The sequence below is a fragment of the Corallococcus sp. bb12-1 genome, assembly GCF_026626765.1.
In the GTDB taxonomy this organism is placed as follows: domain Bacteria; phylum Myxococcota; class Myxococcia; order Myxococcales; family Myxococcaceae; genus Corallococcus; species Corallococcus terminator.
Genome location: NZ_JAPNJZ010000001.1, coordinates 874,506 through 899,140 on the forward strand (window position 1 = coordinate 874,506; position 24,635 = coordinate 899,140).

The following is a 24,635-nucleotide window of genomic DNA, read 5'->3' on the forward strand; positions in this document are numbered from 1 at the left end:
TCGCGATGTCGGCTACGTGGCCTATAGTTGCCGCAGTGGCGCCCTGGCCGTTATGGCTGTGAGGCAGGAATCAGTCAGGCGGGCCTGGCAGTGGCGACGGGTGTGCTGGAGGGTGGAGTGCAATGGGGCTGAGCCGCTCGCAGCAGATGTCGCGAATCCGGGGCAGCAACACGAAGCCCGAGTTGCTCCTGAGGCGCGCACTCTGGAGCAGGGGGCGACGGTACCGCCTGCACACCCCAACTCCCGTGGGGAAGCCGGACATCGTCTTCCTGGGCGCACGGGTCGCCGTCTTCATCGACGGCTGTTTCTGGCACGGGTGTCCTGATCACTACGTGCGTCCCCGGACAAGGGATGATTTCTGGTCCATGAAGCTCACGGAAAACGTGGAGCGGGACAGGCGTCAGACAGTGGAACTCGAACGGCTGGGCTGGCGGGTCTGCCGTCTCTGGGAACACCAAGTGTGGGAGGACACTACCCGCGCGGCGGAGCAGGTCGAGCAAGCCGTGGAAGATCCAGACTGGAGGTCGCCTCAAGACTGGCGGGTTGTGCGGGTCGAAGCACTCGGCGGTCCCCAGGACCTGGAGCACCGTCACCTTCGCGAGTTGAAGAATTGCGCCCTCGGAAGAGTTGTGGTCCAGAGCAGGAGCACCCGAAAGTGGTCCAGACGAGCGTGATGAGCCAACCAGCCCCTGTCAGCCTCCCCTCAGCTCCGACGGAGAGGGCCGAGCGGATCGATCACTACGTCCGGAGCAAGCTCGCCCGTTTCCGCTCGGTCCCGTCGCCCCGGACAGATCGACGTCCGCGTGTCATCGACCTTTTTGCAGGAGCAGGGGGCCTCTTCCTTGGGTTCCACCGCTCCGGAGGAAGAAGCGTGGGCGGCGTCGAGTTCGATCCACTCGCAGCACTCACCTATGCGACCAATTTCCATGGCGACAGCCTTCCTGATGAGTTCGCCATGCACTCCGTGGCGCGAGACATCACGGCGAAGGAGAACGAACCAGCCGCAGTGATGGCGCAGTGGGGGCACGCAGATGCGGGAGCGGGTGTCGACATCATCGTCGGGGGCCCGCCGTGCCCGGCCTTTGCCCGGGTAGGACGGGCAAAACTCCGAGAGATCAACCAGCATCCGGAGGCCTTCCGGCAAGACCCAAGAGCCAAGCTGTATCTCCCATACCTGAGGTACGTCGAGACGCTCGCGCCTGTCGCACTCGTGATGGAGAACGTCCCGGACATCCTCAACTACGGCGGCCACAATCTGGCAGAGGAGATCTGCGACACGCTCGAGGAGTTCGGGTACCGGACGGCCTACACGCTCCTCAACGCCGCGAACTACGGCGTTCCGCAGATGCGTGAGCGCTTCTTCCTCATGGCCATCCATGCGCGAGCGGGCATCCAGCCCTCATTCCCGCTGGGGTCGCACAAGGTCGAATTTCCTCCTGGCTACGAAGGCTCTCGACAGGTCGCACTCAAGCACATTGTCACCACGGACCTCTTCCATCCTGTGCGTAGCAGGTTTGTCGACACGCCAGGGTTGGTGCCGCGGCCGAAACCGGCGGTCACGGCAGAAGACGCGTTGCGAGATCTTCCCCCCATCACTGCGCACCTGGAGGGTAGGGACAAGCGGGGGGCTCGGCGCTTCACACTTGGAATCCCATACCGGGATGACGTGGCTCCTACATCCTATGCGCGTGAACTGCGTGCCTGGCCGGGATTCGCCTCCTCAGGGCAACTGATGGACCATGTCACCCGTTGTCTGAGCGACCGCGACTACCGTCTCTTCCGCCAGATGAAGGCAGGCGACGACTATCCACGTGCATTTGAGCTTGCAGAGCGCCTTTTCTCAGAGGCTCTCAAGCGACTGGCTGGCGACGAAGGCAAGCCGACGCGCGAGGGGACCAAGGCGTGGGAGGCCATCCGCGCCGAGTACGTGCCGCCCTACGATCACACCAAGTTCCCCAACAAATGGCGGAAGATGGAGCCCGACGCACCTGCGCGGACCTTGATGGCCCATCTTGGCAAGGATACCTACAGCCACATCCACTATGACTCCGACCAGGCTCGCGTCATCTCCGTGCGCGAGGCTGCGCGGCTCCAATCCTTTCCGGATGGCTTCATCTTCAAGGGGACGATGAATCCTGCGTTCCGACAGATCGGCAACAGCGTTCCGCCGCTCCTATCCTTTGCCCTCGGAAAACACCTCTTCGACATTCTGGGAATTGCGCCCGAGAAGTCAGGCGGCAGCGTATCGGATGGCTCGCGCCCGACCGTTCGGAGGACCACACGTTGACTCCCGATGATGCGAAGGATGAGTTCCTCACCCGCTTGAGGGATGCCCATCCGGAGGCCATGAGCAGTTTCGCGTTTGGGGCCAGCAATGCACCGTTCGTACTGGATGGAGGCTTCCGCTTTGGCCTCTACAACATCGACAGCATCGATTACGACGGCCTTCATGAGGCAGGCAATCCGCTGATCCTGGTGACGCGGATTGTTCTCCCTCCGAGAAACATCCTTCACCTTGCACTCCTGTTCGATGGAGGTGGCCTTCAAGCAGTCCAAGCCCGCCGCAACGTGATCGCGGCAGCAGCGAAGGACCAAAAGGCGAACAAGGTCCGGTTCTACTTGCATCGCCAGGGGATCTACCTTGCGCAGGCAGACTTCCCTTCCATCAAGGACCCCTCCGATGAGATGGGGATGCCGCTGTCAGCGACAGTCGGATACTTCGCCGATGTCGAGCACGAAGGCGAACTGAACGCCGTCGAGACCGAGTACGTACGCTACCTGGGCTCCCTCCTTGGCGGAACGCCACTCAAACGACTCGGTCCCCAGGGCTCAACCCTGGGCGGCGCCGCCGTCACTCCAGCGACAGCCGATTTCAACAAGCTGTATGAGCGCATCATCGCGTTGGGTGCTTATTACGAGCGCCCCCTGGTGGAGCGCTACCATGTGGCGCTCAACCATTTGGGACAGAAGCATTTTGCGCTCCTGACGGGGATCTCTGGAACTGGCAAGACCCTGCTGGCGAAGGCGTATGCATACTCCGTCCTTGGCATCTCGGCCCTGAACCTTCCTGCCGAGAACTTTCATCTCATCGCGGTGCGTCCCGACTGGACGGAGCCTGCCCATCTGCTGGGGTACGTAGATGCCGTCTCACAAACGTACCAGCGGACACGATTCATCGATGCTCTCCTCCAGGCCCATCGCAATCCCGCTAGGCCCGTGTTCGTCTGCCTGGATGAGATGAACCTCGCCCAGCCGGAGCACTATTTCGCCGATGTGCTCAGCGCGATGGAGACAGGCGAGTCGATTCATCTCCACCGAGAGGGGCAGGACATAGGTGTGCCCCAATCCATTCCCTGGCCTGATAACCTCTACATCATCGGGACGGTCAACATGGATGAGACCACTCGTCCCTTCAGTCCGAAGGTGCTCGACCGTGCCAACGCGATTGACATGAGCGAGGTGGACATCCCGGGTTACTGCGCGACCCTCGCCGCGAAGAGTCCTGAGCTTGCGGATGTCCTCGATGCGGCCCTCGTGCAGTTCCTCAAACGGCTGTCGGACATCCTTGCTCCGCACCGGCTCCACTTCGGCTATCGGACCGTGGAGGAGATTTCCAGGTACGTCGCCTATAGCCGGACGCAGGCCCTGCTTCCCGACGCCCTCGATGTCCAGGTCACCCAGAAGGTGCTGACAAAGCTGCGAGGTGGTCCGGAGCACGAGAGCATGTTGGCAGACCTGGGGGTTGCGCTTGATGACCTGCCCCACTCGATGGCCACCGTGAAGCGGATGCGTGACGAGCTTTCCCTTTATGAGTCCTTCCAGTTCTGGCGCTAGCCGATGTTACCGGAGGGACTCTCGCTCGAAGCAGTCGTGGCGGGGGACGCGAGCTTCAGGCTCCTTCCGCCCGGTAGGCCAATACCGCCAGGCACGATCACGGAAGCCTCCGATGTTACGTTCCACCTCAAGGGGACGGGCATTGACGTCTTCAAGGTCACCCTCTCCGTCGATGGTCTGGAACTGGAGCGCGTAGCGCTCTCCAATACCCACGTACGGTGGCGCTGGGCTGTTGGCTTCCACGCAGGGGTGGTCCAACTTGCACTGGGCGGGTTGACCGCATCCCCGCTGGTGGTGGACGTCCTCACGGACCCAAGCGTCGCGAAGCTCACCCGCTCGCAGTTCGCCCAGATGGTGGGGGACATCCTCGCCGACACACTGGCGCTGGCCGCCTTGACCGGGCACCGTGTGGGCATCGCGCGCGGGGACAGGCCGCTAGAGATTGCCCGCTTCGAGTTCCTACGTCAGTGCTTCGACCGCATCGAGGCAGCCGTCGAGGAGATCAACCGCAGGCCCTGGCTACGCCTGGAACGCGAGATTCGCACCGTGCCCCTGGGACGAGCAGGTGGCGTAACGCCGTACACCCTGACACGGGCCTCGCGCTCGGTGCGGCGTCTGACGGAAGCAGAACTTGCGTGTCTGGCCCCCAGTGCACGCCAGCTTGCCATGCGGATGCACGGGCATCTGCCGGCCAAAGTGAAGAAGTCGTCGGGAAAGTTCGATGTCCGGCGGCGGGAGCATTCAGACATCCTGATGGTGCTCGGAATGTGGCGCACGTTCATTCAACACGTAGTCCGCCAGTTCGACCAGGCGGCGGCGGACACAAAGGACGGCGGCCGTATTTCTTCCCTCGCGCGTCATGCGCGCCAGATGGGACGCAGGGTCGAGCGGATGATGCGGCTGCCGCTCTTCGAGGGTGTGATCCCATCGCACGGTGCAGTTGCCACATCGCACCTCTTTCGCCATGTCCCGGCCTACCGGCGCTTCTACCGTGCATACCGGGATTTCCTGGCGGGGCTTGCAGATGTGACCGGAACATTCGCCAGGGTGCCCCTACGGCGCACGTTCGATCTTTACGAGCTCTGGTGTTTCCTGCGCCTTGCCCGGGCAGCAGCACTGCATGCCGGCTCCGAAGCGTCCTGGAGCGAGGCCATCGTCGAACGTACGGAGCACGGCGGACTGGTTCTTCAATTGGAGGGCAAGCCGCTCAGGTTCGGTGCATTCACCCTCGTCTTCCAACCCCTCTATCAAGAGGTGTGGCGCAGGGCGGGGCCGACAGTAGGCTCCTTCAGCCGTTCGATGCGCCCGGACATTGCTATTGAGGCCAGACCGAACGGGGATGGAAGCACGCGGCCCGTCGTCATCCTGGATGCCAAATACCGCATTGAGGGCGGACTCAATGACGCAGTGAGCTCCATCCACACCTACCGCGATGCCCTCGTGGAGCAACTCGAAGCCGACCAACCACAGCTACATAAACGCACCGTGGAAGCAGCCTTCCTGCTGACCCCCCAGCTTCACGCCGAGACGGGAGGCGATTGGCAGGATGATAAGGCCCCCGAAGTGTTCTTCCGTGACGGGTACCGGCGGGCCTTCCGGTTTGGTGCGGTTTCGATGCGGCCCGGAATGTCCATTGAGCAGTGTCGCGTGTTCCTGGAAGAAATACTCTCTACCTGTCAGGCCTGAGCAACCCGCTTCTGGCTGAAGACGCCTGCTACTTCCTGTCTATTCCGGACACGAAGCAGGCGCGCATCGACGCGTACCTCGCGAGCCCCGTCTGGCCGGCAATACGCACACGCGCAGCGCAAAGGGCGCGCAGTGGAATCCGGACTTCACGCCCATGGCCATCTACAGAAGGGCTACCGCTCGCTCGTCGTGCTGGAAATGAGCTACGCGAAGGGCACGCGCTGGGGCTGCGATCTGGGCCGGGATGGAAGCTGGCCTGCGGCCTCGTGGGCGCCGCGCCAACCCTACGAGTGGCGGCCCCCGCTGGACTCAGCCCCCTACGTCCAGCGCCTTGATGTCCCGGCGGACAAAGCTTCCAGGGCCTGCCCCACGTGGGACGGCTCACACCCTGAATGCCCGCCATTCTCGGGCAGCGAGAAGCGACTCCACCGTCGTCCATGCCGACGCCTCCCACGTGGAGGTCGCCTTCCGGCTATTCAAGCTCCGAAATAAATCCTCACAAAGCGGCGATATGGCGCCGTCCCCCTGGCGTTGCACCTCCACGTCCCCCTCGTGGGACGGGGTCGTCCATCTCCGCCGGGGGAGCTGATGAACTGTCGCTGGATTCTCGTCGCCGTGACCTTGATGTCCGTGGGCTGCGCCCATTCACAGCGTGGGCCTGATTCGGAGCTGCCCAAGTACGAGCACGTCTTCCAGAAGCCCCTGGCGGAAGCGCTCGCCGTCACGCGGCAGTTGCTGGAGGAGAAGGGCCACACCTTCGAGGAGACCGAGGATCCGAACATGCTGGTGACGCCGTGGAAGCTCTTGGAGAAATCCGGCGCCACGGTGCCCATCTACTCCCGCTACCTGGTGACAGGCATCATCCTGGGCCCGCGTCAGTCCGTGGTCCGCATCTTCCGGATGTCCCAGGTCACGGCGGGCAACGATGTCGAATATCGCAGGCAGTGGTGGAAGATGTACCGGGACCGGGCGGAGATGCGCGCGAACCCGTTCGTGCAGGAGGTGGACTTCTCTGAAGACCACACCGGCACCGACAAGCTGTCCATGCTGCGCGGGGCCCAAAAGGGCGTGCGGGACATGGACCTGGAAGAGGCGCTCACGCTCCGGCTGGAGTCCGCGCCCTCCGTCGAGGTCATCAGCGGCAACATCGCGCAGGAGAAGCGCCCCACCGCGGTGAGGGATTCGGACTTCTACCTGGAGGGCTGGAAGGAAGAGCCGAGCGCGGAGGGCCCGTGCACCACGACCGTGAAGGGCCTGCCGGAGCTGCTGCACCCGGGCCTGACGCTGCTCATCGGAGAGCAATTGGGTTCGAAGGAAGCGCCCCAGATGGTGGGGCACGTGGTGTGTCAGGCCGCGCAGACGGGCCTCACGGTGGTGCTCGGCCTGTCCATCCCGGACACGGAGCAAGCGCGCGTGGACGCGTACCTGGCCAGCCCCGGTGCCCCGGCGGATCAAGACGCGCTGTTGGAAGGACGCTTCTGGTCGCGTCCCTACCAGGACGGCCGCAGCAGCCGCGCCATCCTGGAGCTCATCGACCGCGTGCGCGCGCTGCGCACGGCGGGACAGCGGGTGTCGCTGGTGGCCTACGATACGGACGTGCTGCGCGGCAGCGAACGTGACGCGGCCCAGGCGAAGCTGTGGACCGGGCGTCGGGCCGCGAAGCCGAATGAAGTCCACATCGTGATGGCGGGCAACACGCACACACGCATCGAGAAGGGCACCGAGTGGGACCAGGGCTTCACGCCGATGGGGCACCTGATGAAGGACTACCCGTCGCTCGTGGTGCTGGAGATGAGCTACGCCCAGGGCACGCGCTGGGGCTGCGACCTGAACCGCGACGGAAAGCTGGCCTGCGGCCTCGTGGGCGCCACGCCGGCCCCCAAGGTGGCCGCCCGGGAAGGACTCAGCCCATACATCCAGCGGCTCGACGTGCCCGCCAGCGAAGGCTTCCAGGGCCTGCTCTACGTGGGAAAGCTCACCCCCTCACTGCCCGCCATCCTGGGTCCACAAGAGGCCTCCACCGGGCCCTCGTTCAACTACCGCCCCCAGCCCCGCACGGGCGGCACCCCCAGGCCGTTCTAGACAGCACCTGTCCGCGTCGAGAGGCCCGGCTTCCCGCAAGGGAGGTCGGGCCTTTTCGCGACCTGTGCGCTGGATTGCCAGGGTCACAGAAGCTCCTTCCGTCGGCCCCACCCTGACACGCCTGTCATCACCCCGAGTGAAGACAGCTCACCGCATCCGTGCGGCCCCCTGACATCTGAAACAGACGCGTGAATTCTGTGACGCGGTATCACGCATTGATGGTTTTTCTGTTATGTCGGGTTCGTAATTTTATCACCCTGGTTGAATCCCTCTCAGGCCGTCCTCCCCTCCCGAGGAGGAATCCCCTCGCCATGACCCGACTCACCCTCTTCTTGAGCAGTCTCTTCGTCGCCCCCCTGGCGCATGCCGTGGAGCCCGCGCCCCTCCCCACCGTGGAGGAGGAAGCCCCGGTGCCGCCGGAGGTCCTCTACCCGGTGGACTTCGCGGGGGCCCCCCGGGGAGGCTTTGCCCCCTCGGCCCTGGCCCCGCTCACGGGCCTGACCACCGCGCCCCTGCCCTCGTGGACGAAGGAGCACGGGACCGCTGGAACGGAGCAGGCCACGGCGACCGCGACGTGCGGCGGGTTCCTCTACACGGTGGGCACGGCGAACCGGGCCCTGCCGGGGGGCTCGAACGCGGGCGGCATGGATGTCTTCCTGCTCAAACACAAGACGAGCAACGGTCAGCTCATCTGGACGGAGCAGTTCGGCTCCGCCTCCGAGGACTACGCCACCGGCGTCGCCATCCAGGGCTGCGCCTCCGGCAATCCCTCCATCTACGTGACGGGCTACACCCGGGGCACCCTGCCCGGCGGCGCGCTCCACAGCGGGACGAACCAGGGCGGCTACGACGTCTTCGTGCGCAAGTACAACCTCAACAAGGGGTTGCAGTGGAGCCGCCAGCGGGGCTCCGACAGGGATGACCTGTCGTATGGCATCGCCGCCAACGAAACGACGGGCGATGTCTACCTCACCGGCTACACCCTGGGGTCCTTCGTTCCCGGCGTCACCGCCAGCAGCTTCGACATCATCGGCGCCCGCTACCTGGCCAACGGCACCGCGTCCACCGCCCTCCAACTGGGCACGACCGCCAACCGGACGGACATCGCCCGGAGCCTCACGGTGGACCGCGACGGCAATGTCTACGTCGCCGGCTACACCAACGGCACGCTCCCCGGCCAGGCCCCGCTGGGCGGCATCGACTTCTTCCTGATGAAATACTCCGCGGACCTCGGCACCCGGGAATGGGTGCGCCAGGAGGGCACGTCGGGCGCGGACTACGGGTACGCGGTGACGGCGTCCCGCAACGCGACGGGCGCGACGGAACTCTACCTGGTGGGACACACCCTCGGCGCGACCCTCGCGCCCGGCCTCCTGGGCACCGGCACCCTGGCCAACGCGGGCGACTACGACGCGGTCATCTTCCAGTACAGCACCGCGGGCGAGAAGCAGCGGGCCACCCTGCTGGGCTCCCCGGGCCGTGAGTCCGTCACCGCCATCGCCTCCGACGGTGGCGCCAACCTCTACGTCGTCGGCACGACCACGTACGACCTGAAGAGCGTCCCTGGTGCGTTGCTTGGCAACGTGGACACCTTCCTGGCGAAGTTCGACGTGCAGCTCAACCTCAAGTCCCTCCACCAGTACGGCTCCACCCATCCGAACCCCGCCCTGAAGGATGAGACGGCCACGGGCGTCTCCGCGGACAACGACTCGGGCGTCTACGTGGTGGGCTACTCCAAGGGCCACATCGGCACCGGGACGAACCAGGGCGACACCGACCTCTTCGTGATGCGCTACGCGGACGGCTGCTCCGTGGACCCGGCCCTCGTGGCCTGGTGCCGCAGCGGCAATGGCTGGGGCGACCCGCACCTCGTCACCTCCGACCGCTACAACTACGACTTCCAGGGCGTGGGCGAGTTCATCCTGACGGAGTCCGTCCCCGTGGCCGCCGAACCCTTCACCGTTCAAGCGCGCCAGAAGGCCAGCGGCAACCGCGTGGCGCTCTACAGCGGCGTCGCCGCCCGCTTCGGCACCGACCGCGTCGCGGTCTACGCGCGCACCACCCAGCCCCTGATGGTGAACGGCGCGGCCGTCTCGCTCCCAGTGGGCGACGTGCGACCCCTGTCCGACGGAACCCGCGTCTTCCGGCCCACCGCCACGCGCTACCTCGTCACGTCGGCCCAGGGCGACCAGCTCATCGTGGACCACTTCACGTCCTACCTGAACCTCGCGCTCACCCTGGCGCCCTCGCGCGCGGGCCTGGTGCGAGGCCTGCTGGGCAACTACAACAACGTACGCGCGGACGACTTCGCCCTGCGCGATGGCACACAGCTCACCGCGCCGCTCAGCTTCAATCAGCTCTACAAGAACACCCCCAACTTCGCGGACAGCTGGCGCATCACCCAGGCGGAGTCCCTGTTCGACTACGGCGCGGGGGAGAGCACCACCACCCTCACCAACCGAGCCCTGCCGGCGGCCACGACCACGCTCAAGGCGCTGTCGCGGTCGCAGCAGGAGGCCGCGGAGCAGACCTGCCAGGAGGCGGGCGTCACCGACGCCGTGCAACTGGAAGGCTGCATCCTGGACGTGACCCAGACGGGTGACAGCACGCTCGCCACGGGCGCCGCGGAGGCGCAGGCGTTGCAGCCGCTGGCCAACGAGGTGTACCTGGGCCACTTCGCCACCCGCGTCGGCACCGAGTGGAGCCACCCGTCCACCCGCCTGAGCCCCTCCGGCGACCGCCTCTTCCTGGGCGAGTTCGGCAACGAGAGCGTCCAGCTGTCCCTGGCCTCGCTGCCCGCGCACGGCACCGTCACGGTGAGCTTCGACCTGTTCATCCTCCAGGGATGGGATGGCAACGGCCCCTCCGCCCCGCACACCTGGGGCGTGCGCGCCGACGGCGTGGGCGAGGTGTTCCGCACCACCTTCTCCAACACGTCGAGCCGCCAGGACTATCCGGCCCAGCTGGGCGGCACCGACAGCCCCGCGGGCACCGGCGCCACGGAGCGCGGCACCCTCCTCTACCCGAACGGTGACGCCACCTACCGCGTGAGCTTCACGTTCGAACACACCGCGCCGGAGCTGGCCCTCCATTTCTTCGCGGACGGCCTGCCCGGCATCCCCCAGGCGGCGTGGGGCCTGGACAAGGTGCAGGTGCAGACGCGCTGACCGGCACCCTCCTCCATCCGGTCGGCCTCACTCAGGGCCCGTCCCACGCGTCGTCGTGGGGCGGGCCTTTCGTTTGTCCTTCCACGTTCCAGGGTCGGAAATGCCCCTCCCACGCACTCCACCCTGACATGTTTGTCATCACGTGGGGCGGGCCTTTCGTTTGTCCTTCCACGTTCCAGGGTCGGGAATGCCCCTCCCACGCACTCCACCCTGACATGTTTGTCATCACCCAGAGTGAAGACGACTCATTACATTCGTGTAACACCAGGACATCTGAAACAAACGCGCGACGAACCGGACAGCGGGCACACAATTATTGCTTTTCTGTTATGTCGGCTCCGCAACTTGCATTGCCCCCGAAAATCCCTCTCAGCATGTCCTCCCGTCCCGAGGTGAGGCCCCATCATGTCCAGAGTCCCTTTCTTCCTGAGCAGTCTATTCATCGCATCCCTGGCCCAGGCCGTGGAGCGGGAGCCCCTGCCCACCCGTGAGCCGTCCGCGGACGCGCTCTACCCGGTGGATTTCTCCGCCGGCCTCCGGGACGCCGCTCGCGCCCCGCGCCGCGCCCCCATCATGGGCCTGACGTCGGCGCCGCTCCCCACGTGGACGGTGGAGGCGGGGACCTCCGCGACGGAGCAGGCCACGTCGACCGCGACGTGCGGCGGCTTCCTCTACACCGTGGGCCGGGCGAACAGCTCCGTCCTCGGTCAGACTCATGCGGGCGGGATGGATGTCTTCCTGCTCAAGCACAAGACGAGCAACGGCGCGCTCGTCTGGGCGGAGCAATTCGGCTCCGTCGCGGATGACTTCGGCACCGGCATCGCCATCCACGGCTGCGCGACCGGCACGCCCTCCATCTACGTGACGGGCTACACCCGGGGCACCCTGCCCGGCGGCGCGCTCCACTCCGGGACGAACCAGGGCCTGGCCGACGTCTTCGTGCGCAAGTACAACGGCAACACCAAGGGCCTCCTCTGGAGCCGCCAGCGGGGCTCCAACAAGGAAGACCTGGCGTATGCCATCGCCGTCAACCAGACGACGGGGGACGCCTACCTCACCGGCCACACCGTGGGCGGCGTCTTCGTCCCCGGCGTCACCGCCGGCGGCACCGACATCATCGTCGCCCGCTACCTGGCGAACGGCTCCGAGTCCAACGCCCTCCAGCTCGGCTCGCCCTCCAGCAAGTTCGACTACGCGCGCGGCGTCGCGGTGGACCGCGACGGCAAGGTCTACATCGGGGGCTACTCCAACGGCGTCTTCCCCACCCAGACGACCAAGGGCCTCAACACCTATGACCTGGTCCTGTTCAAGTACCCCGCGGACCTCTCCACGCGGGAATGGGTGCGCCAGGACGGCACCTCGGGCACGGACTATGCCTATGCGCTGACGGCTTCTCGCAACGCGACGGGGGCGACGGAGATCTACCTGGTGGGCCAGACCACCGGCACCCTGAACGCGGACGCCACCTTGAGCAATGGCACCCTGAGCAACGCGGGTGGCTGGGATGCGCTCGTCATGCAGTACAGCACCGCGGGTGTGAAGCAGCGGGCCACCTTGCTGGGCACCGCGGGCACGGACTCCGTCAACGCCATCGCCTCCGATGGTGGCGCCAACCTCTACCTCGTCGGCGTGACCCAGTTCGACCTGCGCAACGACCCGGCCGCCTTCTCCGGCAGCGTGGACGTCTTCCTGGCGAAGTACGACGTGCGGCTCGACCTCAAGTCCGTCCACCAGTACGACTCCACCAGCGACGACCCCTCCTCCCTGGAAGACATCGCCAACGGCGTCTCCGCGGACACGGACAACGGCGTCTACGTGGTGGGGCAGTCGACGGGCAACATCGGCGCCGCGACGAACCAGGGAGGCCACGACCTCTTCATCCTGCGCTACGCGGACGGCTGCTCCGCGGATCCGGCCCTCGTGGCCCAGTGCCGCAGCGGCAACGGCTGGGGAGACCCGCACCTCGTGACGTCCGACCGCTTCAACTACGACTTCCAGTCGGTGGGCGAGTTCATCCTGACGGAGTCCATCCCCCTGGCCCCCAACCCCTTCGTGGTGCAGTCGCGCCAGAAGGCCAGCGGCAACCGCGTGGCGCTCTACAGCGGCGTCGCTTCACGCTTCGGCACGGACCGCGTCGGTGTCTACGCGCGCTCCACCAACCCGCTGATGGTGAACGGCGCGGCGGTCGCGCTCCCGGTGGGCGACGTGCAGCCGCTGTCCGACGGCACCCGCATCTTCAAGGCGACCACCACGCGCTACATCATCACGTCGCCCCAGGGTGACCAGCTCATCGTGGACAACTTCACGTCCTACCTGAACATCACGCTCACCCTGGCGCCCTCGCGCACGGGGCAGGTGCGCGGCCTGCTGGGCAACTTCAACAACGTGCGCGCGGACGACTTCGCCCTGCGCAACGGCACGCAGCTCACCGCGCCGCTGAGCTTCAACCAGCTCTACAAGAACACGCCCAACTTCGCGGACAGCTGGCGCATCACCCAGGCGGAGTCCATCCTCGACTACGGCTCCGGGGAGAGCACCGCCAGCCTCACCAACCTGAGCCTGCCGGCGTCCACCGCCACCACCACGCAGCTGACGACGGCGCAGCGTCAGGCCGCGCAGGCGACCTGCCAGTCCGCGGGCGTCACCGACGCCGCCCAGTTGGACGGCTGCATCCTGGACGTCGCCATGACGAACGACCCCGCGCTCGCCACGGGCGCGGCGCAGGCGGAGGCGCAGCAGCCCATCGCCAGCCAGGTGTACCTGGGCCGCTTCGACGCCGAGGCCGGCGCCGAGTGGAGCAACCAGGCCATCAGCCTGAGCCCCTCCGGAGACCGCTTCTTCCTGGGCGAGTTCAGCAACGAGACCGTCCAGCTGTCGCTGGCCTCGCTGCCCGCGCACAGCACCGTCACGGTGAGCTTCGACCTGTTCATCCTCCAGTCGTGGGATGGCAACGGTCCGTTCGGTCCGAACCACTGGGGCCTGACGGTCGGCGGCGTGGGCGAGGTGTTCCGCACCACCTTCTCCAACACGTCCAGCGCGCAGTTCTACCCGTCGCAGGTGGGCGGCACCGCCAGCCCCGCGGGCAGCGGCGCCGCGGAGCGCAACACGCTCTTCTACCCGGACGGTGACTCCATCTACCACGTGACCGTCACGTTCGAGCACACCACGCCGACCCTGGCGCTCCAGTTCTTCGCGGATGGCCTGCCCGGCATCACCAACGAGACGTGGGGCCTGGACAAGGTGCAGGTCCAGGTGCGCTAGGCCCCAAGGCCTCCACCTGCTCGTCTCCAGTCTTCACACGGGGCCCGCTCCACCCTTCACAGGTGGGGCGGGCCTCGCTGTTTCCGGGGGTTGACGAAATTTAACCACCAAGTTAATCATTCACCCACTCGTTAACGACTCTCCCACCGGAGTGCCCACCATGAAACCGCTCCCCGAAGGCTGGCCTCGCATCTCTTCCAGCATCTTCTACGAGGACGCACCCGCCGCCATCGACTGGCTGGAGCGCGTCTTCGGCTTCCAGACGCGCCTCAAGGTCGAAGGCGCGGACAACACCATCGTGCACTCGGAGCTCGTCTATGGCGACGGCGTCATCATGGTGGGCTCCACCCACAAGCGCTTCACCTACGCGAGCCCCAAGCCGCACGGGGGCATCAACACCCAGAACCTGATGGTCTACGTGGACGACGTGGACGCCCACTGCGCGCACGCCCGCGCCGCCGGAGCCACCATCCTCCAGGAGCCCGAAACGAAGAACTACGGCGACGACTGGGGCACCAACCGCTCCTACGGAGTCACCGACCCCGAAGGCCACCACTGGTGGTTCACCCAGCGCGTCTCGGCGCCGGTGTAATCACAAATCCATGCCCACCCCGTCCGCGTTGGACCGCACCCTCTCCGCCCTCGCCGACCCCACGCGCCGGGGCGTCGTGGACCGCCTGCGCCAGCGGCCCCACCCCGCCGGGGAGCTGGCCGCCGCCTTCGACATGAGTCCTCCCGCCATGTCGCGCCACCTGCGCGTGCTGCGCCAGACGGGGCTCGTGGAGGAGAACATCGACGCGGACGACGCTCGCGTGCGCGTCTACCGCCTGCGCCCGGAGCCCTTCGCCGCCCTGCGCGGCTGGCTCGACGAGGTGGAGTCCTTCTGGGAAGACCCACTGGGCGCCTTCAAGGCCCACGCGGAACGCACCCGGGGCACGAAAGGCCCCGGAACTTCGGGAGGTCGCAAGTCATGACGCTGTCCGCGGACCGTGCCCGCGTCACCACCTTCGTCGCCGTGTCCCCGCTGGATACCTTCGAGGTCTTCACCCAGGAGATCGACGCCTGGTGGGGGGACCTCGTCACGCGCTACCGGCTTCACGCCGCGCGGCCCCTCCCCGCATAGACAGACACTCCCCCGCGACTATTTGCAGGGCCCGCAGTCCGCCGCGCAGCTGTCCGGCGTATTGCTGGTGCCGCACTTCTCCGTGAGCTGGCAGACGTTGTCGCCGCACCGGTAGATGTCCTGGGGCTGCATGCGCGTGGTGATGGGCCGGTACGTCACGCCGTTGTACGTGCAACGCGTGTAGTAGGTCCGCGTGGTGTCCAGCGTGCAGTAGTACCGGCACGCGCCCACGTGGGCCATGGGCGTGCACGCCGTCGTCTCGCTCCAGGAGGACAGGCCGCAGGTGCGCACCGTGCTCTCGTCGTACTCCAGGTAGGCGCCGTCATTCGCCGCGAAAGTCCCCTCCCCCGTGAAGAGGTTGCCGAAGAAGCACGCCTCGCGCTCGGCGTAGGTGTTCAGCTCATCCGTCGAATACGGCACCGTCCCACCCACCGAGTCACGCCCCAGCACGGAGATGTCCACGTGCACGCCGTACTTGTTCGCGTGCGCCGCCAGGCACGCGCTCACCACCTGCTGCTCCGCCACCGTCGCCGGCGCCCCCCCCGCCCACCCCGGCGCCAATCCCAGACTCCCCTTCCACGTGTAGTTCGCCCCCGTCGTGGGCGACTGGTACGTCAACTGCTTCCCCGCCGCCATCGAGCACTGCACCACGTAGCGCATCACCATGTCCGCCGACGCGGGGTCCGCCGTGAACCACGTGCGGAACCCATTCGTGGAGAGGCCATTCGTGGAGAGGCCATTCGTCGACAAGCCATTCGTGGAAAGGCCATTCGTGGAAAGGCCATTGGTTGACAAGCCATTGGTGGAGAGCCCGTTCGCGGAGATGATGGCATCCATGGCGTGTGCAGGAGCCTCTGCCTGCTCGTCCGCCACCAGGGGCGCACCACAGCCGCTCAGCGCGGTGGCGAGCACCAGGGACAGCCAACGAGACGAACGGGACGAGGGGATGCGAGGGGGAATGACATGCATGGGGGACTGCCTCCGCGTGGGTGGCCGCACGAGCCGTACGGCCTGATCAATCGGTAAACGCGCCTGCGCAAGGCGAGCAGTGTCCCTGCACTCCCGACCCATCCCCTTCGGTCCTTCGCCCAACACGCAGTGCGTATGACAAAGGACGCTCACCCGTTCACCGCACGGCGGTGAACGGTCACCCCTTCCAAAAGCTCAGGCGGTTCGCGTGCGACCCCGAGACGCCTTCGCCTTTGCCTTCGGACGCGGCGGCCGGGGCAGCTTCACCGTGAACGTGGTGCCGTCCTTCTCCGACGAAGCCACCTCCACGGAGCCCCCGTGCGCCTGGACGATCTCCTTCACGATGAACAACCCCAGGCCCAACCCCGCGTTGCGCCGGCTCTGTTCACGCTCCCCTTCACCCTGCCGGAACGGATCGAACAGCCGCTCTCGCAGTTCCTCGGGAATGGGCGTGCCGGGGTTCTGGACTTCCAACACCTGAGAATCCCCCTTCGCCCAGCAGCGCAGGAACACCGGCGCCTCCGGCGTCCCATGCTCCAGCGCGTTGCCCACCAGGTTGCTCAACACCTGGGCCAGGCGCTCCGCGTCCCACTCGCCTTCGGCCTTCCCGTCCACGTCCACCGCGATGGCGCGCTCCGGGTAGGCCGCGGACAATTCGTCCACCACCTGCTGACACACCGCCCCCAGGTCCATGGGGCCCTTGCGCAGGGGAATGCCGCCGGCCAGCCGCGCCCGCGTCAAATCCAGCAGGTCCGCGATCATGTTGCCCATGCGCGTCGCGGAGGACTCGATGCGCTGCGCGTGCTGCCGGTGTTGCTCCGGCGTGCACTCCAGGGGACCCCGCCGCTTCTGCGCCCGCGCCGACAACACGATGGCGTTGAGCGGGTTTCGCAGGTCATGCCCGAGGATGCCGATGAAGCGCTCGCGGAAGCGCGCCTCCTCCACCATGGACGCCAGCTCACGCGTGCGCTCGGTGACGTCCATCATCGAACCAATCATCCGCACCGGGCGCCCCTCGTCGTCGCGCGCCAGCACGCCCCGGTCCAACACATGCGCCCAACTGCCATCCGCGCGCTGGAACCGGTACTCGTCCTTCCACACGTCTCCGGTGGACGCGACGAAGTCCACCAGCTTGTCCACCACGCGAAAACGGTCGTCGTCGTGCACGCGCGCGCCCCACCAGCCCAACTGGTGGTCCAGCACCGCCGTCGCATGGCCAAACGCATCCCCCGTCCCCGGGTCCCATCTCACGCGGTCGGTGGCGAAGTGCCAGTCCCACAGCACGTCGTGCGTGGCCCGCGTCGCCAGCCGGTAGCGCTCCTCCGCCTCGCGCAGCGCGCTCACCGTCTGCTCCGTGCGCGCCAGCGCCTCCTCCACCTCGCGCCGGGCGTTGCGCTCGCGGGCCGCCTGCTGCGCGTCGGAGGCCCGTCCCTCGTCGCGCGGCAACAGCCACAGCGCCAGACCTTCACCGTGGCGCACCACCACGTACTGACGGCCCGCCGCGTCCCCGGGCACCTGGCCCACGTGCGGCACGCCGCGCATCAGCACCCGCACGCACGCCATCACATCCACCAGCACGACGCCTTCCAGCGCCCACAATGACAGGTGCCGGCCCAGCTCCAGGGAACGCACCCAACCCTCGGCCGGGACGTTCATGGACGTCCACCGGAAGTCGAGCACCTCGCCCGTCTCCCCATGCAAGGGCTCCAGGAGGATGCAGGGCGTCTCGTTGTCGGCGGGCAATTCCCACGCCGAGGCCATACCCGGCCCCCAGGACAAACCCATCATCGTACTCCCCCCGACGCTTCGGGCCTTGCCTCTGCCCTGGCGACGGTGCCGGGCAGGTATGGAAAACCCGCGTCTCGCGGAATACTGACACATTCAGGCACTTGTGGATCGGCCCTGGAGTGCAGGGTGGGCGAAAAACTGCTCACCCCTGAGCATTGGGCCTACCTGCCAGGGCGGTTCAGTACCGGCCTTTGACGCCGATGATGGGCAGGGCGATGGGTAACCCCACGGAATTCTTGGTCAAAGGCTGCCGGCTGTAGCCCCCGCCCTCGTATTCGAAGCCCAGGGTCTCCTGGTTGAGGGTGACGTTGAGCATGTCCAGGTAGGCCTCCAGGGTGAAGGTTTCGTAGGCCCAGGCCTTGGACAGGCGCACATCGAAGCGGAAGAAGGGCGGCAGCCGGTCCACCTGATCGCGATCCACCCGCACCCACGTGGGGCGGCCGTCGCTGTCGGTGCCCTCGCGCATCGTCTGGCTGCCCAGGGTGCCGTACTCGGGACGTCCGGTGTTGAAGTGGAGCACGCCCCCCAGGGTGATGTTGTTGGAGAACTTGTGACTGACCACCAGGTTCAGGATGTGTGTCTGGTCGAAGGCGAAGGGCAGGTCGGCCTGCTCCTCGGAGATGGCCTTCCCCGTGGCGTCGTAGCGGAAGAACGTGGTGCGCCGCGTGCTGCGCTGAAGGCTGTAGGAGAGCCAGCCAAACCAGTTGTTCCCCAGCGGGTAGCGGATGAGCAGCTCCATGCCATACGCCAGCCCGTGGCTTTCGAAGTCCGGCAGGTCCCAGTCGTCGCGGCTGATGGGCGGGTCGTCCACGTTGATCTGCCGGGCGCGCACCCGGCGAAAGCCATACGGGTTGATGCCGCCCCCGCCCGGCGGCAGGTCGGGTTCGCCAGGTCCGGACGGGTCGCCGGTGCCCAGGTCGTCGCCCAGGCCCTCGTCGGAGAAGGGCGTCAGCTCGATGGTGCGCAGCATGGGGTTCACATAGAAATCCAGCCCCACCTCCCACTTGCTGAAGGCCTTCCACTCCGCGCCCACGGACATCTGCACGCCTTCCTGGAGCCCCAACACCAGACTGCCCACGTCCACCACCGGCAGGCTGATGAGGGTGGTGGGCGGCTGGTGGAAGATGCCCGCGCCGCCCTTGATCGTCACGGTGTCGGTGAGCTTGTGGCGCACCGTGAGGCGCGGCTCGATGACCTTGTGGTCGAACCCGCCGGACAGGTGGTAGCTGTCCAGGCGCAGGCCGGGCACCACCGTCCACTTCGGGTTCGGCGTCCACACCGCCTCCGCGTACGCACCGGCGAAGGTGGCCAGCGCCACGGGCGCGTGGATGCTGTCCTCCCCCACCTCCTCGCCGCCCTCCAGGCTGATGATGTCCACGATGGCGCGCTTGTGGTCCACGTCCGCGCCCGTGCGCAACAACAGACGCTCCGACAGGGGCACGCTGTAGCCCACGCGTCCCGACAGCGTGCTCTGGTCGATGTAGATTTCATCGCCGTTGTCCGGCCCGCGGGACACGACGGAGAAGCGGTCCAGGCCCCACGTGCCGCCCACCTCGAACTCGCCCTTGCCCACGGGGTAGCGGCCCCGCAGGTCCACGCGGTGGAAGATGATGGATTGCAGCGCGGTGTCGCCTTCCGCGTCCTGCGCCTCTGAACCGAAGGTGTCCGACGAGCCAAAGGCAAACAGCCGCAGCTTGCCTTCACCCACGTCCTGCTCCACGCGGGCCTGGTAATCCCAGAAGTCGAGCACCACCTTGGGATTGGTGCGGCCCGGCGGCGGCGGGTCCTGGAGGCTGTTGGCCGCCAGCGCGATGAGCCACGGCGTATAGGAATAGCGGCCCGCGAGGCTGACGTTGGTGCCGGTGGACTTGAAGGGCGTCTCGATGAAGAAGCCCGCGTTGATGAAGTCCGCGTACGCGCTGCCGTGCACCCGGTCGTCGCGCGGCCGGGTGAGGCGCCCGTCGATGGCGCCGCCCATCAGCCGGCCGTACTGCGGCGGCGGCGTGCCCGGATAGAAGTCGATGGCGTCCAGGAAGTCCGGGTGGATGACCGCGGGGCCCAGGAACAGGTGGAAGAGGATGGGGATGCGGATGCCATCCAGGAAGTAGCCCGTGGACGCGGGCTGGCTGCCACGCACCACCGGGTAGGCCACGCCGGACAGCATGCTGCCCACGCCCGGCAGCAGCATGACGACGCGGAAGGGGTCGCCCATGGTGCCGGGCACCTCCCGCAGCTCCGCGTCGCGCAGCGTGATGCGGCTGACCTCCGTGCGCTCGCGGTCGCCTCGCACCACCGTCTCGTAGGGGTTCAGGACCAGCGGCTCCAGGCCGTACACGACCTCCAGCGACTCGGTGCCCTTCAGGGCCTCGCGGTAGAGGCCCGGCTTGTGGCCCGGGGCGAACACGCGCACCGCCTGGCCGCCCGTGGGGAAGCGCGCTTCGAAGTGGCCGTGCTCATCCGTCTGCACCGGGGAGTCCGGCGCGGCGTCCGACACCAGCGTGGCGCCGATGAGCGGCGTGCGGTTGCCCTTGGCGCGCACCAGGCCCTTGAGGGTGATGGGGCCCTGGAGCCGGGTGCCTTCGGTGCCGCCATCCGCGCGGGTGGCCACCGGCATGGGGGCCTCGAAGCGGTATTCGAAGAACAACCGCACCGCGACGGGCTTGCCCTCCATCAGGGCCGGGGAGAAGCGCAAGAGGGGCGCCGCGTGCAGCGCGGCTTCGTTGAGCAGCGGATGCACACCCTCCACCAGCGTGGCGGTGTCCACCTCGCCCGCCTCGTCCACCAGCAGCTCCAGCTTCACCGTGCCGGCCACGCCCTCGCCCACCAGCCGGGGCGGGTACGGCGCGGGGGAGTCCCCCACCAGCGCGGGCGGCACGAAGGCGGCCAGCGCGGGCCCGCCGTCGGAGGCATCGCCTGCCTCCACCGCCCAGCCCGCGTCGGTGCGCTGGAGCTCCGCCTCCTTCGCCACGGTGCCCGCGCCGCCGTCCGGGGAGCCCTGCCCTTCAATCCACGGCGCGTCCATGCCCGAAGGCCCGGAGCCGGTGGTGAGGTTCTCCTCCTGGACGGGCAGGCCCGCGTCCAGCGTGTCGCCCAGGCGCTCACTGCCGGGGTCTTCCGCTTCCACGGTGGCGCCGGCCCCAGGCCGAGGCCCTGCCGGCAGCGCGCGCGCGGGGAGGGCCGGCGACAGGAGGGCCAGCACCAGCGCGACCGCACCGATGCGACGGGGCTCGCTCCGCGTTCCTACGGACATGGGCCTACGGTCATGGGCGGTGGAGCTCGTCGTACGTGAAGTCAAAACCCGGCCAGCGCCCATGAGGCCAGGGGATGTCCGCCCTGACAAGCGCCCCACCGTGATCGCCGCGAACCTCTTGGCTCGGGGCCCGGCCACAATCCGCGCATCCTTCCTCTGGCGGACACTTGGCCAGGGACTCCCGTCGCACCGTGGATGCCCGTCCCCGCCCTCCGGACGGGGCGCCCCATTTCGGCGCAATCCCCACCCTCCAGGAAGTCGTCCCTTTCCTGATCCCTGGACTCCATGACACGCCCCCGTCCAACGAGGCCGCCGCCGTGCGTCGCGATCCGGGCCCGGAGGCGTCGGAAAACCAGGGTGTCGCGCGCCCGAGCCTCGGAGTCCCGGCCATGATTCCCCCGCCGTCCCTGCGGTATCTGCCCCACGGTGTGCTCGCGTCCCTGTTGCTGGCACTGGTGCTGATGCCGCTGCTGTTTCCACCGTCGCTCGCGCGGGCGGGGAACCGGGGGCCGGACACCTTCATCGACGAGGGCCCTCCCGGCGCCACGCACTCCCGGGAAGCCCGCTTCGTCTTCACCGCCACGACGCTGAAGCCCGTGTTCTGGTGCTCGCTCGACGGCAGCCTCTACATCCCCTGCGAATCCCCCTGGCGCCTGAAGGACCTGGGCGTGGGCGAACACACCCTGGACGTGTACGCGGTGGACGTGAACACCACCCACCGCGACCCCACCCCCTCCGGTTGGGTCTGGAAGGTGACGGAGCCGGGCCAGGACGCGTCCCGGGGCCCGGCGGCGCGCTGACGGGCCGTCAGCGGCGCGTCGGGAGGATGGCGCTGGCCACCAGGCTCATCAGCTTGAGCTGGGGGCGCGGCAGCCGGCGCAGGGAGCGCAGCAGGCGGCGCATCTCCGGCAGGTCGTCCTTGTCCGTGGAGTCCTCTTCCCACAGCCCCGCGCCCGCCGCCGCCGCCACCGCCAGCCCCAGCGAAGCGTCCGCGGACAACTGCAGCGCCAGGCACAGCCGGAACAACGTGGGGACGCTGGGCATCATCTTGCCCCGCTCCAGCCGGCCGTAGACCTCCGACGCGATGCCGACGCGGTCCGCCACATCCGCCTGCGTCAGTCCTGCCCGCAGCCGAGCGGCCCGGGCCGCCGCGCCCACACTGACCGCCAGCTTGCGCTCCAACTGCCTTCGCGACAGCGCGGCGGCGGACGCAGGCGCCCTGGGGCGCTTCTTGCGGGCGCGGCCGGAAGCGATAGGACCTCGGGGGTGGGTTTTCACCACATCAACCTTGCACGTGACGTCCGGCGGAGTGGCCCCAGGCTCGCGGCCCCTCTGCATCCGGAACGGTTCATGGGTCGATATATAACCCAGCACGTCACCCGGGCCCATTCCTATATGACAGGTAGTCCCCGCAATCCCCCGCCCCCAGGGAGAACCCCGTCTTCTGCCTCCGGTGCGCACATCTACTGACACGCCGGCATGCACTCGCGGCACGGCATGAGGGATTGTCCGTGCGCGGCCCCCCAGGTTGCTCCGGAAGTTGCTCCGAAGCGGTGCGAAGCCGGGGCGGGGACTCAACCCTCGGAGGTGGCCACGCGTTCCCAGCCCGGCGGGTAGTGCGTGACGAGCCCCTGGGCGTCGGTGTCCACCTCCGCGACGAAGGCGCCGCCCGCGCTCTCGTAGCGGTAGAGCGACGCCGACAGCCGGGTGTAGCGCTGCTCCAGCCGCTCCAGGGACAGGTCCGGCAGGCGCACCCACGCGGCCGTCACGTCGTGGGCCTGGCCCACCTCCAGCCCCAGCCGGCGGATGGGCAGGGTGTTGGTGGACGGGGTGACGCTCAGGTCCACGTCCACGCACCCGCGCAACTCCGGCAGCTCGCGGCCATCGCGCCACCAGCGCTGGTGGTCATCCACCTGGAGCACCATCGTGCGCCGCGTGCCGCCCTGGTGCAGGACGAGCCGCGCCTCGCGCGTGTGCCAGTCCGGATCGCACGCCACGGTGTAGCGCACGAGCAGCGGCAGGCCCTCGCTCACCAGCACCACGGTGCCGGTGAGGAGCGGACCGGCGGAGGACTCCCACAGCTCGCAGTGCTCGGTGCCCGGAGACTCCAGGCGGCGCCACGTGACAGCCTGCACGCAGCGACCCTCGGGCGTGCCTCCGGGGCGGGAGGCAGGCGGCGTCATGGCGAGGGCCTGCGCATCAAGGGGCGCCCCGTCCGGCGTAGAGGGAGTCCAGGGCCTCGTCCAGCAGGCACAGGGCGGCGTCGCTCCAGCCGCGCAGCCGCTGCTGGGGGGTGGGCCGGCCCGTGTGGGGGATGAGCTGCGCGTCGGCGGCGTCCTCGATGAACTGGGCCTGCTGTTCCGCGTTCAGCTCCGCCCACCGGCGGTGTCCCACGGCCTTGCGCCAGTCGTAGCCGTCACCCAGATACTGGGCCGCCAGCGCGCCGCTCAGGTAGCCCGTGCCGCCGTGCTGGTGCTGCCACACGTGCGTGAGCTCATGCACCAGCAGCCGGAAGCCCACCGCGCCGTAGCCGGGGGGGATGAAGAGGATGTCGCCGTGGGCGAACGCGCGGCCCGGCAGGCCCAGCAGGCCCAGGGCGCCTTCCTTCACGCGCACGCAGCGGAAGTCCAGGCTGTCGCCGAAGATGGGCTTGAGCCGCGTCACCTCCGCGTCCGTCAGCCGGCGGCCCACGGGCTCCAGGCCGGACACCACCTGCACCGCGCTGAGCACGCGCCCGCCCAGCATCAGCACCAGGTCCACGGGCACCTGCGCCACGCGGAACAGGCCGCGCTTGAGCTGGGGCAGGCCTTCCCGGGAGCGACCCGTCGCACAGCGGGCCATGCCGCCGGCCAGCAGGATCAGCGCCACGTACGCGCTGCGCGCGGCGCCCGCGGACGCCCCGGCGATGCCGGTGAAGAGTCCATGTCCCGCATCCGCGACCCGCTCGGTCAGCGGCGCGGGACGGGTGTCACGGACAGCCTGACGATTCAGCGAGGTGGGAGACCCCAAGGACCAGCTCCAGGAGCGATCGCAACTCACCGGAGCGCCAGGGCCGGCCGAGTGCGAAGTGGGTATGGCTGGAGGCCCTGAAGGTGGCGCTGGCTTCAGGGCGGAAACCGGAGGACAGGAGAATGCGTGGACCGCTAAAGCCCCGGTCCACCAGACGGCAGAGGAAATCGCTCACGACGCGACGATCCGCGTCGAGGTCCAGCACCAGCCCATCGACGTCCACACCCAGGTCCAACCGCCGGTCGGCCGACGTGGCCCCCAGCGCCGCCACCACGCGGCACCCCTCCCCCACTTCCCGAGCCACCGCCAACCGCACCTCGGGCGACTCGGAGACCACCAGCAACACCGGCACCGCCGACACGGGCCTGGCCGCCGGAACCGACGTCAGCCCACCGCGCCGCGCACCCGGGACCGCGGGTCGGGAGAAGGCGAATTCCGGGACAAGGAGGGAAGACGGTGCGGTAGA

At 67.8% G+C, this 24,635-nt stretch carries 18 protein-coding genes; 11 read left to right on the forward strand and 7 right to left on the reverse strand.

All coding sequences use genetic code 11. From position 1 onward, the window contains the following. Positions 1-122 precede the first annotated feature (122 nt). From OV208_RS03675 to OV208_RS03720, 10 genes are all read left to right on the forward strand, one after another. Positions 123-674, forward strand: a complete 552-nt coding sequence (locus OV208_RS03675) for a very short patch repair endonuclease (RefSeq protein ID WP_267572397.1) — start codon at positions 123-125, stop codon at positions 672-674. A gap of 134 nt (positions 675-808) precedes the next feature. Further along, the gene (locus OV208_RS03680; RefSeq protein WP_267572810.1) at positions 809-2,287 is read left to right on the forward strand and encodes a DNA cytosine methyltransferase; all 1,479 of its coding nucleotides are present in this window, start codon (positions 809-811) and stop codon (positions 2,285-2,287) included. After that, complete coding sequence (locus OV208_RS03685) at positions 2,284-3,834, forward strand: McrB family protein (protein WP_267572398.1); 1,551 nt, start codon at positions 2,284-2,286, stop codon at positions 3,832-3,834. The genes OV208_RS03680 and OV208_RS03685 overlap by 4 nt, the downstream gene beginning before the upstream one ends. Before the next feature lie 36 nt (positions 3,835-3,870). After that, entirely contained in the window at positions 3,871-5,520 is a 1,650-nt protein-coding gene (locus OV208_RS03690) for a DUF2357 domain-containing protein (protein ID WP_267572399.1), read from the forward strand. A gap of 615 nt (positions 5,521-6,135) precedes the next feature. Next, positions 6,136-7,602, forward strand: coding sequence for a hypothetical protein (locus OV208_RS03695; protein ID WP_267572400.1), 1,467 nt, complete (start codon positions 6,136-6,138; stop codon positions 7,600-7,602). Between the two features lie 311 nt (positions 7,603-7,913). Then, positions 7,914-10,769, forward strand: coding sequence for an SBBP repeat-containing protein (locus tag OV208_RS03700; RefSeq protein WP_267572401.1), 2,856 nt, complete (start codon positions 7,914-7,916; stop codon positions 10,767-10,769). A 405-nt stretch (positions 10,770-11,174) separates the two neighbouring features. Continuing rightward, positions 11,175-14,030, forward strand: coding sequence for a VWD domain-containing protein (locus tag OV208_RS03705; RefSeq protein ID WP_267572402.1), 2,856 nt, complete (start codon positions 11,175-11,177; stop codon positions 14,028-14,030). 160 nt (positions 14,031-14,190) lie between these two features. Next, entirely contained in the window at positions 14,191-14,622 is a 432-nt protein-coding gene (locus OV208_RS03710) for a VOC family protein (protein ID WP_267572403.1), read from the forward strand. A gap of 10 nt (positions 14,623-14,632) precedes the next feature. Then, a complete protein-coding gene (locus OV208_RS03715) occupies positions 14,633-15,004 on the forward strand; it encodes an ArsR/SmtB family transcription factor (protein WP_267572404.1) in 372 nt (123 codons plus the stop codon). Next, on the forward strand, positions 15,001-15,153 hold the full coding sequence (locus OV208_RS03720; protein ID WP_267572405.1) for a hypothetical protein: 153 nt from the start codon (positions 15,001-15,003) through the stop codon (positions 15,151-15,153). The genes OV208_RS03715 and OV208_RS03720 overlap by 4 nt, the downstream gene beginning before the upstream one ends. Before the next feature lie 18 nt (positions 15,154-15,171). On the opposite strand, the gene OV208_RS03725 is transcribed toward OV208_RS03720, so the two are convergent. From OV208_RS03725 to OV208_RS03735, 3 genes are all read right to left on the reverse strand, one after another. Further along, complete coding sequence (locus OV208_RS03725; RefSeq protein ID WP_267572406.1) at positions 15,172-16,122, reverse strand: hypothetical protein; 951 nt, start codon at positions 16,120-16,122, stop codon at positions 15,172-15,174. A gap of 195 nt (positions 16,123-16,317) precedes the next feature. Beyond that, positions 16,318-17,883 carry a sensor histidine kinase gene (locus OV208_RS03730; RefSeq protein ID WP_267572407.1) on the reverse strand — a complete coding sequence of 522 codons (1,566 nt, stop codon included), beginning with the start codon at positions 17,881-17,883 and terminating at the stop codon, positions 16,318-16,320. A 205-nt stretch (positions 17,884-18,088) separates the two neighbouring features. Next, a complete protein-coding gene (locus OV208_RS03735) occupies positions 18,089-20,932 on the reverse strand; it encodes a TonB-dependent receptor domain-containing protein (protein ID WP_267572811.1) in 2,844 nt (947 codons plus the stop codon). 617 nt (positions 20,933-21,549) lie between these two features. On the opposite strand from OV208_RS03735, the gene OV208_RS03740 reads away from it, so the two are divergent. Beyond that, positions 21,550-21,960: a hypothetical protein gene (locus tag OV208_RS03740; protein ID WP_267572408.1), complete on the forward strand. Its 411-nt coding sequence runs from the start codon at positions 21,550-21,552 to the stop codon at positions 21,958-21,960. 7 nt (positions 21,961-21,967) lie between these two features. Here the strand turns inward: OV208_RS03740 and OV208_RS03745 are convergent, their stop codons facing one another. The 4 genes from OV208_RS03745 to OV208_RS03760 form a co-directional block, all read right to left on the reverse strand. After that, positions 21,968-22,438, reverse strand: coding sequence for a helix-turn-helix transcriptional regulator (locus tag OV208_RS03745; RefSeq protein WP_324291337.1), 471 nt, complete (start codon positions 22,436-22,438; stop codon positions 21,968-21,970). Positions 22,439-22,734: 296 nt separating this feature from the next. Further along, entirely contained in the window at positions 22,735-23,343 is a 609-nt protein-coding gene (locus tag OV208_RS03750; protein ID WP_267572409.1) for a putative glycolipid-binding domain-containing protein, read from the reverse strand. A gap of 16 nt (positions 23,344-23,359) precedes the next feature. Then, positions 23,360-24,169 (reverse strand): DUF4157 domain-containing protein, encoded by an 810-nt coding sequence (locus OV208_RS03755; protein ID WP_267572410.1) that lies wholly within the window; start codon positions 24,167-24,169, stop codon positions 23,360-23,362. Further along, the gene (locus tag OV208_RS03760; protein ID WP_267572411.1) at positions 24,129-24,530 is read right to left on the reverse strand and encodes a hypothetical protein; all 402 of its coding nucleotides are present in this window, start codon (positions 24,528-24,530) and stop codon (positions 24,129-24,131) included. Before OV208_RS03760 ends, OV208_RS03755 begins: the two co-directional genes overlap by 41 nt. Between the last annotated feature and the right edge of the window lie 105 nt (positions 24,531-24,635).

Bases quoted from the DNA above. Each gene is read 5' to 3' on its own strand.
- OV208_RS03675 (WP_267572397.1), top strand. From the start codon at position 123: ATGGGGCTGAGCCGCTCGCAGCAGATGTCGCGAATCCGGGGCAGCAAC.
- OV208_RS03700 (WP_267572401.1), top strand. From the start codon at position 7,914: ATGACCCGACTCACCCTCTTCTTGAGCAGTCTCTTCGTCGCCCCCCTG.
- OV208_RS03705 (WP_267572402.1), top strand. From the start codon at position 11,175: ATGTCCAGAGTCCCTTTCTTCCTGAGCAGTCTATTCATCGCATCCCTG.
- OV208_RS03710 (WP_267572403.1), top strand. From the start codon at position 14,191: ATGAAACCGCTCCCCGAAGGCTGGCCTCGCATCTCTTCCAGCATCTTC.
- OV208_RS03715 (WP_267572404.1), top strand. From the start codon at position 14,633: ATGCCCACCCCGTCCGCGTTGGACCGCACCCTCTCCGCCCTCGCCGAC.
- OV208_RS03720 (WP_267572405.1), top strand. From the start codon at position 15,001: ATGACGCTGTCCGCGGACCGTGCCCGCGTCACCACCTTCGTCGCCGTG.
- OV208_RS03725 (WP_267572406.1), bottom strand. From the start codon at position 16,122: ATGCATGTCATTCCCCCTCGCATCCCCTCGTCCCGTTCGTCTCGTTGG.
- OV208_RS03730 (WP_267572407.1), bottom strand. From the start codon at position 17,883: ATGGCCTCGGCGTGGGAATTGCCCGCCGACAACGAGACGCCCTGCATC.
- OV208_RS03735 (WP_267572811.1), bottom strand. From the start codon at position 20,932: ATGGACGCGCCGTGGATTGAAGGGCAGGGCTCCCCGGACGGCGGCGCG.
- OV208_RS03740 (WP_267572408.1), top strand. From the start codon at position 21,550: ATGATTCCCCCGCCGTCCCTGCGGTATCTGCCCCACGGTGTGCTCGCG.
- OV208_RS03750 (WP_267572409.1), bottom strand. From the start codon at position 23,343: ATGACGCCGCCTGCCTCCCGCCCCGGAGGCACGCCCGAGGGTCGCTGC.